Origin of the sequence: Mesorhizobium sp. B263B2A, assembly GCF_020165775.1 — a bacterium.
GTDB classification, from domain to species: Bacteria; Pseudomonadota; Alphaproteobacteria; order Rhizobiales; family Rhizobiaceae; genus Mesorhizobium; species Mesorhizobium opportunistum.
This window is the reverse complement of record NZ_JAIUIU010000011.1, coordinates 78,823-92,723: the sequence shown is the minus strand read 5'-3', so window position 1 is coordinate 92,723 and position 13,901 is coordinate 78,823. Positions and strand designations below refer to the sequence as shown.

Here is a 13,901-nt window from a genome sequence, read left to right as displayed (position 1 = left end):
GGCGGCCCGGACCTTTGGAGGTATCCTTGAGCATCCATGCGATAGCCATGCCTAGGACCATTTCAATCTGAACAAGCCACCACGAGAAGGCGGCTGGGTCGCTGCGGATTTCGAAGGCGGATGGACATGTTGTGTCGAGCAGGGGCGCTATGGCCACTACGCACGCAAGCCGACATGGCTTCTGGCCTATCGCTGCGAACTGCCGGAACTGGACTGGGGCATCGGAGAGCCACGCCTTGACCCTGCTGTCATAGCGCGCATGGGGCTCAAGCGCGCCAAGCGCCTTGGCGAGGTCGGCGCGCGTGGTGGAGGCAAGGACAGCGCCCCTCGCATAGGCACACCGGAGCCGTTCCGCGATCTGCTCATCAGTATTGCGCGGTCAGCCGATGTGACAAATCATGGGTGTGAAATCGATTTACACCCAGAATATGTCACAAGCCGGCCGGCCGTCCTGACGTTCTAACCCAAGGAGAAATGCAATGAGCGACCGCGTGGACTTCAACGATGACGGAACGCTCGATGAGGTTGTCTCGACCAAGGGCGCGCATCTGGAGCATCTTGGCGGCAATCGCTGGTTCCTCATCTTCTACCATGAGGACGGGACCGATACCGCGATTTGGTTTAGCTCCAGAGACCTCAAGCGCCCATTTGGGGAAAAACGCAGGCCACGCGCCCGTACTGAGAGGAGCGAGACATGAGCGAGATCCCGGAAATGGTCGAGAAAGTTGCACGCGCGCTTTGCGTGGCGTCTTTGCGTGACCCAGACAAGCTGGTGCCAGCATTGCCTAACAGGACCATCATGGCATGGCAGCAGTTTGAGCACGGCGCCCGCGCTGCGATAGGGGAAATGCGGGAGCCTCTTCCAAGCATGTCGGAAGCGATGCTGACCGCCTTCGCGAAAGACCCGGAAGGCTGGGTGCGCTGGGGCGATGTATGGCGTGCCGGCATCGACGCAGCCCTTGCCACACCAGGAGAGGGATGAATGGACGCTATTACGCTGACTGACCCGCTAGTGTTCTTTCGCGACCAGGACGACGGCACATGCATGGCGGTGATTGTGGCCTTTACGGAGCGCAATCCGAAGCCGACAGGAATCGCTGAGGTTATCACCTTCAATGTGCTGCCGAGCCAGCGGGCTGCTCAGAATTGGGCGGCTGAAACCCTTGGTGGGCCGCTCGCCGATACTGTTTATGTTGCGCCGGGACGCCGTTCCTAACCCCCGCATGTTCGCACCACAGGATAGGAGATGGAAATGCAGCCCGCGATTGAAAAGACCACGCTTGGCGCGATTATCGGGATCGGGCTTCAGATGCCGGATGGGGCTCCCGTGCGCCTGGTGGATACGGCCAAGGTCTGCTGGGTCGTCTGGCCGGCATGCGTCGATGATCAGGCGGCTGTCTATCTCAATGAGGCTGAGGCGCTTTATGATCTCGATCGGCAGATGGAGCGCACCCAACAGGATAGGAGATGAAGGATGAACGACGGCAAGCGGCAGGGCTTTATGGGGTTTCACGAACTTGACGCCGAACGAGACACCAATAGGCTGATCACATTCAAGGACCGAAACCCCATGACTCTCCGCTCACTCCTCTATCTCGCCGCAATCGGTGCCGTGCTGATTGCTCTGTATTGGGGGATTAAGCTGTTTTGGTGAGGGGGATTATGGTAGGGTTTTGCATGGATTGGGAGCCAATCGAGACGGCACAGACCGATGGGACGATCGTTCGATTGCGAGGAACTTGGCCCAGATCTAAGGAAATACTCGAACTGGACGGTTTTTACGACACAGGCGGGTACACTGATGGATGGGTAGATGCTGACAGACACAATGAATTTTGGGCCACACATTGGAAGCCGGCCACTTAGCGCTTCTTCGGCGCAAACGCTTCTAGCCTCGCCCGCACCCCGTCCTGCTCCATAGCTTCCTTCATAGAGTATGCTTCTGCTCTATCCTTTGTAGATAGAACTGTTTTCCAGACCTTCTCTTTGCTGTCATAGGCATCGACAACGTAGGTGGTTATCGGCGTGCTCATTTGAGCGGATATAGCGCGGGGCTGAAACGCGAAAAGGGCCGGCGCATCCCCGAAGGAACGCGCCGGCCAGTCTAGGGGCAAAAGCGGAGATCAGTTCAGCGCGAGCGCCGAGGCGACCTCGAGATAGAGCAGAACGCCGATCATGCCGGCCAGCGTGAACACCAAGCCGGACAGCACGTCGAACTTTTTGGAGCGTGGCATCTTCACAGCTTTGATCCTTTCACATGATCAAGGATTTGTGTCAGTGCCAATAACAACCCCGCAACCGTCAAAATGATCCACATGCTCGTAGAGCCAAGCCAGCGGATACGGGTCCAGAGCTTGACCACTGCGAACCCCGCCTCGAAATGGTCCTTGTCGAGATCCAGGAACTTGTCGAGCCGGTCGCGCTGGTGGCGGTCGAGCTTGCCTGCCCAGATCAGGGCCTCCCGCTGGTCATGGTCAAGGCGGTCGAGCCAGAGGATGGTGTTCGCGTCAAGGTCGCGCAGTCGGTTCGGTATCTCATCGGTCATGCCCCAAAGCCCCAATGCACTGCTCAAGTTCCATTATCGAATTGCGCCTTCTCGCCCGACAAGACGAGGCAGGCGACCTTGCCGTTGCCGAGCAAGACACTGAACGTCCCGGTGTCGGATTTCAGGATGATCACCTGCCGTCCGGTCGCGTCGCCGCTCATGACCGCAAATTCATGGTAGAGGTCGGCCAGGCTTTTCAGCAGCACCGGCACCGGGCCGCACGGCAGCGGATCGGCATGCGCCGGCCGGATGGTCAGGTAGGTGATCGCTGCCAGCGTGAGCGCGATGCAGGCGATGAGGACGGCCCAGGCGCGCTTCATTTCACCAACGCCCTGATGGTATTGATCGCCGCATGCTTGCCGCGGCGGCAATCCCCCAGCGAAGCACGGTCCCTGGCCCATAGCCGGCCTGCCTCGTCATAGGAGAGGAGCCTGTGTGGCACGTCGACAACAGCCTGGCATTCCTGCAACACGCTCGCGTCGACATGTTTTGCCGGCGGGTCAACGGCCAACCCCGTCGATGCCGATAGACACCCTTGCAGGGATGCCAGCATGGCAAGCAGGGCCAGTCTTGGGATCGGATGGGCCAAGGTCTTCGTCCTTCTGTAGCCGGATGTCTTCCTCGAGCGAGGCGATATGCTGTTCGTCGGCATGCTGCTGCTTGGCGTATTCCAAAGCCGCGGCGTCGATCTCGACCTGTTGCGCCTTGGCCTTGGCTTCCGCCTTGATTTGCGCCCTGCGCTGCTGCTCCTGCCAGACGAGGCGTTCGGCGAGTTGGCCGGCGCTGTAGCCTTCGTGATGCTTGTATGCCCCGTAGCCCCACAGGGAGCCGCCTAGAAGCAGCGCGGCCGCTCCGTAGGTGATCAGGCCCGCGGCAAGCGTGTTGACGCCTAGGAGCCTCGCTATGAGCGCTATCATGCCGGCTTCCACTTCCCGTCTTCCATGTCGTCGTGTTGGAGAACGAGGCGAAATTCGGATTCCTTCGTCGCGCCGCCGCAGGTGAGATTGGAATCGAGCCTTGTAAGATCGTCCCAATCTTCTCCGTTGACGGCTTTGACGTAACCCTGGCCCTTGAGGCGGTCGAGAAAGAAATAGCCGCCGACACATGTATTCCAGACGATCTCGCCGCCATGGCCTTTGGTGATCACATAGCAGTCAACGCCTGTCTCGCCGTAGCCTATGCATCTGACGATCTTGTCGAACGAAATCATCGGTTCGTTGAAGTGCTGACGGCACATCTCGTGCAACTCGTCAGAGTGGACCTCGCTCATGCCCACACCGCATACAGCGCCAGCGCCATGGCGAGCATCACCACATAGGGCGCTATGGCCCGCCAGACGGCCAAGGCGAGTTCGATCCGGCCTTCCATCATTTTTCTCCTGGTGGCTCCGGCATCGCCGGGCCGGTCGGCATCTCTGGCGGAACGACCGTGCGGGCCTGATAGATTTCGGTCGACATGCCGCCGCCCATGCCGCCCATGTTGCCGCCAATGTTGGTCAGGCCGCCCTTGTCGTCCCAGACTGCACCGAAGACATAGGAGCCGATGACCGAGGCCATGAGCAGCAGCAGCCCGTTCACCGCGGTCTCGGAAAGCTGAATCGGCCGGCCAAGGATGGCGAGATACGTGACCATGGCGCCGCACCAGACGAGCACGATGATGATGATGCGCCGCCGCATCGTCCACGACGAGCGGAACGCATTACGCGCGGCGCTGCGCGGGTTCATGTCAGCCGACCCACTCGGCTTTCAGGGCCTCGTCATAGTGCTGCGCGATGACGGCGATCTCCTGCGCGCGATCGGTGCCGTTGATGATGCGGCGCGCATCGACGAAATCGGAATGTTGCAGATCGATGAAGTCATTGAGGTCGCGGCCGGTGAACCAGCCTTCCCGCATACCGGTGACCGCGATCTTGGCGGCGACATTCGGATCGAGCGCCAATGCCGGGTTCTGGTGGACGGGCTGGCCAGTCTCGGCTTCGGCGCGCTGATAGTTCTTCTCCCATGTCAACTGAACAAAGCCGCGGCCATACCACGGGTAATAGCGGAGGTTGCGCCGGCGCCAGTCCTCCGAGAGCCAGTAGGCCTCGACTACAGGCTGCATGGTGTGCGCCGTCTCCCAGAATGCGGTTGCCAGCACATAGGCGCACTGGTTGCGCAGCAGGCCCTGTGCCTTGCTTTCATCGATAAGCATGCGGGTGCAGCCCAGGGACAGGTCCATGGCATTTCCTTCCGTGATCGCGGAGTTGCTTGTTCAGATTTTGCGGCATACGGTCGAGGAAGGGTCCACCCCATCCCACCCGATGATAGACCCTAGGCCCGGCGTAGACCCTAGAACCCGCGCCGGGCCGCCCCTATTTAGGTCGAGAGCCCCGGCAGCGCGGCGTCGGCAACGGGCGCGGTCAGCGTCACGGTGCGGATGAAGGTGCCATTGTAGGACTGGTCGGTCGGATCGCCGCCAAATGAGGCGGTCGCCATCGCGTTCATCGTCGGCGTCGCTGTTACCGTCACCACCGCGCTGCCATCGCAGGAGATGCTGAGAAACGCACTGGTGCGCGTCACCGCGACCTTGTGGACGCCTACACCATGCGAGGTATTGATCGCGACGTTTCGGACGATGTTGCTGCTCTCGTGGGCATCGACACGCAGCCCGGTGAAGGCGTTGCCGCGCTCGATGACGAGAGAATGGTCGGAACCTCCAGGCATCTCAAACAGGTAAAGCAGATAGGTGGAGAAGTCGGTCGTCAGTTCCTGCCATTCGATGACGACGGTCCAGTCCATCGACTGGAAATCAGTCAGCAGATCACCGATTGAGTCCACGACGCCATCGACATCGTTGTCGAGGATTTCCAGACCGCTGGCGCCGACCCGAGCCGGCTTGTCGATGATGTCCGCAATGGCGACCGAAGAGCCATTGTTGGTGTAGACTTCGCCGAGGAAATCCAGGCTCCAGTCGAAACCGGTCGGCGGCACATAGCCGGATGGCGGTGAGAGCGCTGCAACCGACGACCACAAGCCGCGTCTGAGATGGAAACTCACGTAAAATTACCCGCGCCGATGGCGCTCAAACCGGCGCCTGTTGTGACCTTCCAAGCCCCGGAGACGCTGATCAACCCGAGCGGAATGACGAACGGGACAAGGTTGGAAAGGCTCGCGGTGCCGCCCGCGAACACAGTGATGGAAGTGGCGCCGTCGAGCAGAATGACATTGCCGGCATCCACCGTCGTCGGGATCACCAGGATATGGCTGATGAAGTCACCAGCCGCACCTGTTGCGCCGAGCACTTGTGCGGTCTGGGATGCCGCGACGGTCTCATATTCGCCGGCACCGATGTCTGTCAGCGTCTTCAGCGAGCTGGAGCGATCGGTGCCGTCGCTGCCGCGCAACTGCACCGGCAGCGGCTTGCCGGAGGCGGTATCGACATCGTTTAGGGTGCCATCCGGGCCCCACCCGGTTTTGACGCGCTGAACCTGGCGACCGCCACCGATATCGTCGGTCGCGATTGTCACGCCGCTGCCGGGAGTTACCGTGATGTCATCTGCCATGGTTTCAAGCCTTTGTCAGTGCGAGGAGAAGCCCGATCGGCTCACCGATGCCGGATGGATAGAAGTGGAAGCGCGCCCGGTAGCCGCGCCCGACGACCGCGCTCATCATGTAGACGTCCATGAAGAAATCGGTTGGCGGGTCGCTGCCGAGATCAGCAATGACATCCGCGGTGGCGTAGTGCATCGAGTTCGTGGTGATGAAAGAGGGCGACTGTCCGAACGTGTTCAGCACCGTCACGCCGTCGGGATCAACGATATCGACCTCGAACCGAAGATAGGCCTCGCCGAAGTTAGCCGGGTTGATCCCTGTGGCAAGGCGCGAGCGATAGTCCCATGAAAGGTCAATGCCATCGGGTGACGCCACGACCGCATCGAGATTGACGCAGGCGTATGGCGTCTCGGCGGCGCCAATAATGAGGTTTCCCCTGACGACACCGGTCGACGGGTCTTGGCCAGTGCCGACAGCCTTGTAGAATTTCGTCTTGTCGAGATCCGCCAAGGGATGCTCGACCGACGTCAGCCACTCCGGCTTGATCATAACAAATAGATCGCCGACCTGGTGCTGGTCGGCGAAAACCTCAGACCCGCGATAGCCGCGAACCGTGAATCCGGACAGCGTAAAGGTGCCGTCTCCATTGTCGGTCACGGTCTTGTAGCCAACGGCCTCCCACCGGCCTTGCTTGCCGATATAGGCGAAGTTGTCGCCGGCCAGCACTTGGTCCTCTGTCTTGTCGACCAGCAGTGTTGCGTCACCCACCGTGAGCCGGAATGTCACTTCAGAAGCATCATCCAGCGCGAACGGATCGACGGGAGCGTTGAACGTCGTCGTGCAGATGCCAATGACGCCCTTGTGTGGCGCCTGCGTCAGCAGCGCCGACAATTGCGAGGCGGTGTCTCCGCGGTACAGGACACCGCCAGCCCAATTCGCCTGCCCACGACCGGCCACGACGCCATACTGCCGCAAGCCGAGCCCGCCGAGGTCATCGGCATAGCGGAACAGCGGCACGTCGAGATGGATGTACTGCGTCGCCAGGCTGACCGGTACGATCTCCTGCCCTATGGTCGAAACCGGCGTGACCGTGGTCGAAACCCTGGTCTGGAAGTCCAAGGCGACGATATCGGCCTTGATGCTGCGATCCATCGCCACGCTGTCGATCTGGACGGTATAGGTGACCGCACCAGAGGGAACCGAGACGATATCTCCAGGAAGGTAGACCGGCTTTCCAGACACCGAAAAAGCATGGTTGCGGCGCTTGGCCTGCAGTTCGAAGAACTTCTGGATGACGAAGGTCTGGCCATCAAGGTCGGTCAACACCAAAGCGCTTGGATAGCGCTCCGTCCTGATTGAATTGGTGATCGCAGGCATGGCGAATGATGCCGGCCGCGTGGTGTAACCCTGATCTTTCGAGATGTATTCAAGCTCGACCCGCGCGACCGAGCGGATATCGGCGTCATCCTCGCTCTTGACCCCTTCGGAATCGCCGAACACCAGATCGGCCGTAGTGATCGCATCATCCAGGGAGAAGCTGGCATCGCGGCCTGGTTTCTTGAAATAGTAGCCGTTGCCGGTATCGGCGAACGAAAACCCGTAGATGTCGGCGATCGACTGCACGACGGTGCGCACATTGGTGTCGCTGACGATGCCGACGCCATAAGCCGAAAGCCCATCAAAGCCTTCGAAGACCAGTTCCGATGGGCCATACCCCCCGAGCGACATCACCTTGGTGAGCATGGCCTCAAGCGTGATCGAGCCCGGCAGCGTGTTCGGCTGGCGATGGACGGTCCAGATATAGGCACCGGTCGCGGTCATGTAACGGGCGTTTCCCTGGTCGACGATAACCTCGGCCAGTCTGGTAAAGTCCGGTGCGGAAAGTCCGGTGGCGAAGGTCGAGATCGACTTGCTGCCGATATCGAGCAGCGCGACCTCATTCGAACCGGTGGTTTGGAACATCGCCACGAACCCAGGCTTGCTGATCATCCGGTCATGGAAGAATGGCACCAGCGCGGCGACGTTGGTGTAAACCTTCGCCGCGTTTGCATCGAAGGTATCGACCACCGTTGCGGTGTCGGGGTCGATGTATTTGAAGCGGTTCGTTGGCCCGGCGAGAAGATAGTTGATGACGAGATAGCCCGTCGCCGGGTCGAACCACAGGACGTTGACGGACAGGCTGGTGAGACCGGTCAAGGTCGCCAGTGGGATGGCGGACCAGGAGTCACCATCGAACCGCAACTCATAGACATCTGCTGTCCCGGCCAGGGTGGCGGTCGCCGAAAAGAACGAAGTGAAACCGGACGTCACGCGGCCTTTTACCGCAACATAGGTTCGTGGCCCGTCGGGCAGGATGTTGGCGACGTCGAGCGAACCGGCTGCGGGGTCGAACACCGCGGCCATGCAGTTCGGATCATCAACCAGGCTTTCGCCGAAGAAGACCCATTTCTGACCGATCTGCTGGCCGGTGAGCCAGACCATGTTGACGGTGTCGACGTAGGAGGCGATCAGGTGGCCAGTTACCGCCTCATAGACCGCCGTCATGTGGTTCGGCATGGTCAAGGTTACGAAATGGACGAAGACAAGCCCGCTGCCGTTCATCGCAATCGGAACGCTCAACTGGTAATCGACGGCATCCGACGTGTAGGTTTCCGATCCCTCCAAGGGGACACGATAAAGCTCCAGCCGAGAATCGACGTCGAGCACGGAAAGCCAGACTCCTGAAAGCCCTGGAATGTCGGTCGGCTCGAGGATCTGATAGATGACGCCCTCTGCCGGATCATAGGCCGAGCCGTGCGGAAAGGCGTCGGTGACACCGCTTGGTGCCTCGCCAGACCAGACGATCTCACCGCTGCCGGCTGTCGTCGTCGCGTTGTTCGAGATCACCGCCTTGACGGACGGAGGGCTGGTTGCCGCGAAACCGTCGAGGTAGACCATGGCGAAGTTCTGCCATGCCCCGGCATTGGCTCCGATCGCCTTCGCGGTTATGGGATCTACGGCGGTATGATTGCCGCCGTAGAAGCGGAAGGTGGTCGATGCACCGATGCCCTTTTCGGCATCGAAGACCACTTCGTCATTCACCTTGAGTTGGACCAGCTTGTAGCCGTCGCCAAAAGGGTCGTAGGCCAGCAGATAGCCCATGGCCGCGACTTGGCTTGCGCCCTGGATGGGCACCAGCGCGACGCGGGAGAACGGATCATTGTTCAGCCACGCCACGCCGCCTACGTCGCCCAAGCCCTGCAGCGTGGTCAACTTCACCTGGGTGTAGCCCGATATGCTGGTGACGGTGGACGCACCGCCAATGACAGGAACCCCGTCGACCGGATAGGTTCCGATTACGATCGGGATCTGGCGACCGAGGACTGACGAAAAGGAAAACGGCGCGGCCGCCGTAACCGGGTCCGGCGGCTTCGTCGTTTCTGCGCTGGGGCCAAACGAAAACGACGGCGCGCCAGGCCTGTTGCCGGATGGCACAAACCAGACCATCAGCCGACACCCTGCACTTCGGCCGGAGTATAGTCCTGGCCGGGGAAGCGGTTGACGTTGTTGTGGAACTTGCACCCGCGCGCACCCGAGCGGGAGAGATCGCAACCATCGCTGATGGTGAGTCCGTCGCCGACCTCAATATCGAACGGAGCGCCATTGACCAGATCGACCAATGATGTCCCCGGCGTCCAACTGCGCGCCCAATCCTCATAGCCGGCATTGGCGCCAGAGGTGAACGCCACCTTGCCATGCGTGAAAACAAGGTTGTCGGGGTTGGTCACGGTGATGGTGAACCTGCCATTGTCGGTCACGGTGGCAACCGTTGCGGTGAGCGTCAGGGGAGCGAGATCGACGCCGCATTGCGTGCCTCCAAACTGGAAAGAGCACTTCGGCTGCACGGTGAGCAGGAAGATATCGGCCAGCGCATCACCCTTGGTGACGACCTCGATGTTGCCGACAAGTCGATCCGTGAACTGTGTCTTGCCGACAAAGCCGGCGACGATGATTTCGCGATCGGACGGGTTCTGCGAATTTGCCAGCCAACAGGTGATCGCCGCCCCTCGCCAGGCACCGCGCTTGATGTCGTCCGCCAGCAACGGGCCTTCGCCATCGAATGGCAGCGTCAGGTCGATGCCGGCCGGCCTGCCGCCGCTGGCCACGGTCCATTTCGTGACGTTGAAGCCGGGGGACTTCAGGAAGACGTTGGCGGAAACCGTGCGATCGGCATCCCAATCCGTCATCCTGACGGTACCCTTGATGGCGCTTACTAATTCGATCATGAAGCAGCGCGTGACCTCCTCGCCTTGCAGCATGGAGACCAGCGTCGGCGACCAGTCATCCCTCACGGGATCACCTCGATCGCCTGAAGGTCATCGATGTCGAGAATGTCGGCGAGACCGCCGGGGATCGACGGAGCGAAGGAATCGCCATCGAACCGCACGGGGACATAGAATTCCCCGTCGACGGTGATCACTTGCCCCATGGTCGGGATGTTGCCGCCGGTAAAAGTGATCAGCCCGGTCGCGCTTACGGTGTAATGCGTCGTCAGGGTCTTGGTGACGCCAGCCACCTTGACCACCAGCGTGCCTGACTTGATGTGGCGGATGATGCGCACATAGGCGTTGAAGCCGGCGGTATAGGTCTTGGTGATCTGGAAGGTGGCATCGCTTCCGTCGCCGATGCCGATCTGTTCGGCGACCAGTTGGAAGTCAGTCCAGTCCTTTAGCAGCCATGCCTTGAAGTCGCCGCGGCGATCATACCAGAAGGCGCGGAGCGTCGCGATCAACGAGGCATCCCGATTGCGCTGCGACCAAGCGAAATAGTGGCGGGCGATCGACAGGTTTTGAAGACGCCTCTCCTGCATGTTGACCGACGTCACCTTGTCGGTTGAAAAGCGCGGCCCGCCCTTGAAGCCGGAGGCGACGCTTTCCGAGAGGATAGCGTTATCGACCATTGATCGACCTCAATCCGTCACGGACAGCGTTGGCGACCTGACGGCGGAGCTCGGCTGTGCTGTCCTTGTTCACCTGGGCGCCGGCTTGCATATAGATCGGCATGTTGATCTCGATCGGCCGGTCACCGCCGGATGATGATGAGCGGCTACCGCGCTGATCACTGATCTGATCGTCGTCTGCGATAATCACCTTTTCCCTTGGCCGCTTGAAGAATTTGACTTCTTGAGTGTCGCGAGAATCGCCGCCGATCATGCCGCCAGAGGCGAAGCCGTACACGGCGCGATGCGCGATCTGTTCCGGGGTGGCGGCCAGACCTTGACCGCCATAACCGATGCTTCCGGCACCGACGATCCCGGCGGCTCGGAAGTTGGAGCGAGCGGTCTGCAGCGCCTTCGCATAGGCTGCTGATTGGGAGTTGTCCGCCGCCGAACCCGACGACGAGGAGGAGCCGCTATACGACCCGCCGCCGATCGAGGCTGATCCTGTCGTCTTGATGTCGTCGAGGATTTGCGCGGTCTTCTTGGTGTTGGTCGCGGTGTCGGTGATGGCGGCGACGAGCTTGTCCTGGTCGGCGGTCGGTACTGTGACCGCCGATTGCGGATCGGCAAGAGCGCTCATCTGTTGGGGCGTGAAGATGCCGACGGTCTCCTGCGGCGACTTGAAGAAGGAGACCTGTTGGCTGTCACCAGGATGGATGACGCCGCCCGTCGCGAAGCCATAGAGCGACTTGGCGAGCGCTGCCTGGTAGTCGTGCGGATCCTGGTAGGTGTTCGGCTGGACGTAGCCATAGGAGCCCGTCGACGTGTTGAAGATCGGCGTCGAGGATATCTGCCGGTCGCTGGAAAACCGGGTGACACCGACCGTGGAGGTGCCGCCACCGCCATATCCGCCCTGGCTGCCGTAAGCGGTGCGCGGGACGTCATAGGCGGACTGCGTCATGGTGCTGGCGCCGCCGTAGCGGGTGACACCGACGCCGCTGGTGCCGCCGCTGCCGTTCGGGACGTCATAGACGGATTGCGTGCCGGAGCCGACCTGGCGCGTGACCACCGTCACCGTCACCGTTCGGTTCGGGATATTCCGGATGCTCTGGCCGAGGCTGTCGACGTTCGATTCCAACTGGCGGACGGCCATTTGACTGTGGACTATCTTGTTGATGAAGGCGTCGACGGTTTGGGCGTCGCCGCCCATCGCAATCAGCGAAGCCCGCACCATTTCGATGGCTTGGTCGACGCCGCCGACGGTCTGCCTGCCCTCATCGAAAGCCGTGAAGACCTTGTCGATCGTATTGACGGCGTTGGCGATTGCACCCTGCCCGCCAGCGCCATCGAACATCTTCCCGAACACATCAGAGACCGGGGTTTGGTCAACGGCCTGCAGATAGGCCTGGACCTTCTTCAGGTCGCTCTGCGTGCCTTGGAGCTTGGTCCGGACGTCTTCGAGACCGGCGAGTTGAGAACGCTTAGCGTCTTCAAAGGCGCGGGTGACGTTCACCGCCTCCTGCTGTATGCCGCCGAACTCAACCTTCACGCCGTTTGCGGCCTGACCGACGCCGCCAAGAGCGCTAGTGAAGGAATTCGCACCGCCGATGGACTTGCCAAAATCAACGTTGGCGATGGTGTCGATATCCTCCAGCGCGTGGTTGGTCTGGATCTGGTCGACAACCGCCTGTCCGAAATCACGGATAGGCGTCTCCTTCATGATCTTCTCGATTGCGGCGTTGCGGTCGACAACGGCCTTCTTCAGGTTCTCCAGGTATTGGTTGTCGAGAGGTGCGACCGTCTGGTCCTTCGCATTGAGCAGCGGCACGTCTTGCCCGGTCAGCCGGTTGAATGCAGCAATGATGCTGTCGACGGCATCCGATGATTTCTTCACCAAGCCGTTTAGCGCTTCGATAGCGATGTTTGCTGCGCCGACGAACGCCGCGCCCATGATGTCGGGGAAGGTGTTCCAGAGCGTCTTGATATCGGTGAACGCCGCATGGAACGAATTGATCACCAATTCGGCGATGTCGACCGCTGCCGAGCCAAGCTTTTGGAAGGCGTAGAGGATCGGATTGATCGCAGTCGTGACGAACGGGCCGAAGGCGTTTGTGAGACCATCGCGGATGACCTGGTAGGTAGCGACAAAGGTCTCACCGAAGCCGATCTGACGCTTTTCCGCATCGCTGGCAGCGTCCCTGATCTGGTTGAAACCCAGTGCCACGCCCGCGAGGACGGCGCCGAACTTGGCGAAGCGGGAGAACAGGCCACCGAACATGGAGCCAAGTTCACTGATCGCCGCGCCGAACCCGCCGCGTCCCATGAAGATTTGGCCGATCTGCGCGAACTGGAAGCCGAGGTTCTGCAGGAAGTAGAGTGGCGATTGGAAAGCAAGGGGGATCGACTGAGCGATATCGATAAGCTGGAATTTGAGGTTTCGCAGCTCGTAGCCGGCAAGCTTGCTGGCCGTGGCGCCTGCCGCCATTGACCCTACTGCGCCAGCCTGCTTGGACCGCACAAGGTCCATGACGCGGGCAATTTCGGCCCCATCAACGCCAAGCTTCCGAGCTGCAGCATCGGCAGCCAACATCGCCGCTTCCATGTCTTTGGTGGCACGATAGGCGGGGTCGACGGAAGCCTTCAGCCGCTCCCATGCTCGGGAGGTAGCCGAGATAGATCCTGCCGTCTTCGTCATCACGATGGTCTGCTTTTCCATCGCCAAGGTCGCGGCGTTTTCCTGCTCGATGACCTTGTCGACGGCTGATTGTGCTGCCTTCATGGCGCGCACATAGGCGGCCGAACCTGCCTCGGCACCCCTCGCGTCAATTGTGAGCTCGGTTACGACGACTTCATCAGCCATGATTGCTCCGGCGGGAATGTTGGTTTAGCGTCCCGTTTTTGGGCGGGA

17 protein-coding genes are annotated in these 13,901 nt (G+C 60.7%); 5 read left to right on the top strand and 12 right to left on the bottom strand.

The genetic code is table 11. The features are described 5' to 3' along the window. Window positions 1-479: 479 nt before the first annotated feature. From LB568_RS18575 to LB568_RS18555, 5 genes are read left to right on the top strand one after another with little or no spacing between them, the layout of a single operon-like run. A complete protein-coding gene (locus tag LB568_RS18575) occupies window positions 480-698 on the top strand; it encodes a hypothetical protein (protein WP_224730930.1) in 219 nt (72 codons plus the stop codon). Then, window positions 695-982 (top strand): hypothetical protein, encoded by a 288-nt coding sequence (locus LB568_RS18570; RefSeq protein ID WP_224730929.1) that lies wholly within the window; start codon window positions 695-697, stop codon window positions 980-982. The genes LB568_RS18575 and LB568_RS18570 overlap by 4 nt, the downstream gene beginning before the upstream one ends. After that, on the top strand, window positions 983-1,216 hold the full coding sequence (locus LB568_RS18565; protein WP_224730928.1) for a hypothetical protein: 234 nt from the start codon (window positions 983-985) through the stop codon (window positions 1,214-1,216). It abuts the gene before it with no gap. 30 nt (window positions 1,217-1,246) lie between these two features. Further along, complete coding sequence (locus LB568_RS18560) at window positions 1,247-1,471, top strand: hypothetical protein (RefSeq protein WP_224730927.1); 225 nt, start codon at window positions 1,247-1,249, stop codon at window positions 1,469-1,471. 3 nt (window positions 1,472-1,474) lie between these two features. Then, a complete protein-coding gene (locus LB568_RS18555; protein ID WP_224730926.1) occupies window positions 1,475-1,654 on the top strand; it encodes a hypothetical protein in 180 nt (59 codons plus the stop codon). A 582-nt stretch (window positions 1,655-2,236) separates the two neighbouring features. On the opposite strand, the gene LB568_RS18550 is transcribed toward LB568_RS18555, so the two are convergent. From LB568_RS18550 to LB568_RS18495, 12 genes are all read right to left on the bottom strand, one after another. Then, entirely contained in the window at window positions 2,237-2,545 is a 309-nt protein-coding gene (locus LB568_RS18550) for a hypothetical protein (RefSeq protein WP_224730925.1), read from the bottom strand. A 23-nt stretch (window positions 2,546-2,568) separates the two neighbouring features. Then, the gene (locus tag LB568_RS18545; protein ID WP_224730924.1) at window positions 2,569-2,865 is read right to left on the bottom strand and encodes a hypothetical protein; all 297 of its coding nucleotides are present in this window, start codon (window positions 2,863-2,865) and stop codon (window positions 2,569-2,571) included. 180 nt (window positions 2,866-3,045) lie between these two features. Further along, complete coding sequence (locus tag LB568_RS18540) at window positions 3,046-3,462, bottom strand: hypothetical protein (protein ID WP_224730923.1); 417 nt, start codon at window positions 3,460-3,462, stop codon at window positions 3,046-3,048. Further along, on the bottom strand, window positions 3,459-3,815 hold the full coding sequence (locus tag LB568_RS18535) for a hypothetical protein (RefSeq protein ID WP_224730922.1): 357 nt from the start codon (window positions 3,813-3,815) through the stop codon (window positions 3,459-3,461). Before LB568_RS18535 ends, LB568_RS18540 begins: the two co-directional genes overlap by 4 nt. Before the next feature lie 97 nt (window positions 3,816-3,912). After that, on the bottom strand, window positions 3,913-4,269 hold the full coding sequence (locus tag LB568_RS18530) for a hypothetical protein (RefSeq protein WP_224730921.1): 357 nt from the start codon (window positions 4,267-4,269) through the stop codon (window positions 3,913-3,915). Between the two features lies 1 nt (window position 4,270). Further along, window positions 4,271-4,762: a carboxypeptidase gene (locus tag LB568_RS18525; protein WP_224730920.1), complete on the bottom strand. Its 492-nt coding sequence runs from the start codon at window positions 4,760-4,762 to the stop codon at window positions 4,271-4,273. Window positions 4,763-4,899: 137 nt separating this feature from the next. Next, the gene (locus LB568_RS18520) at window positions 4,900-5,580 is read right to left on the bottom strand and encodes a hypothetical protein (protein WP_224730919.1); all 681 of its coding nucleotides are present in this window, start codon (window positions 5,578-5,580) and stop codon (window positions 4,900-4,902) included. Next, complete coding sequence (locus LB568_RS18515) at window positions 5,577-6,086, bottom strand: hypothetical protein (RefSeq protein WP_224730918.1); 510 nt, start codon at window positions 6,084-6,086, stop codon at window positions 5,577-5,579. Before LB568_RS18515 ends, LB568_RS18520 begins: the two co-directional genes overlap by 4 nt. A 4-nt stretch (window positions 6,087-6,090) precedes the next feature. Beyond that, the gene (locus LB568_RS18510) at window positions 6,091-9,561 is read right to left on the bottom strand and encodes a phage tail protein (RefSeq protein ID WP_224730917.1); all 3,471 of its coding nucleotides are present in this window, start codon (window positions 9,559-9,561) and stop codon (window positions 6,091-6,093) included. Next, complete coding sequence (locus tag LB568_RS18505; protein ID WP_224730916.1) at window positions 9,561-10,406, bottom strand: DUF2163 domain-containing protein; 846 nt, start codon at window positions 10,404-10,406, stop codon at window positions 9,561-9,563. Before LB568_RS18505 ends, LB568_RS18510 begins: the two co-directional genes overlap by 1 nt. After that, entirely contained in the window at window positions 10,403-11,014 is a 612-nt protein-coding gene (locus LB568_RS18500) for a DUF2460 domain-containing protein (RefSeq protein ID WP_224730915.1), read from the bottom strand. Before LB568_RS18500 ends, LB568_RS18505 begins: the two co-directional genes overlap by 4 nt. After that, the gene (locus LB568_RS18495) at window positions 11,004-13,853 is read right to left on the bottom strand and encodes a hypothetical protein (RefSeq protein WP_224730914.1); all 2,850 of its coding nucleotides are present in this window, start codon (window positions 13,851-13,853) and stop codon (window positions 11,004-11,006) included. Before LB568_RS18495 ends, LB568_RS18500 begins: the two co-directional genes overlap by 11 nt. Between the last annotated feature and the right edge of the window lie 48 nt (window positions 13,854-13,901).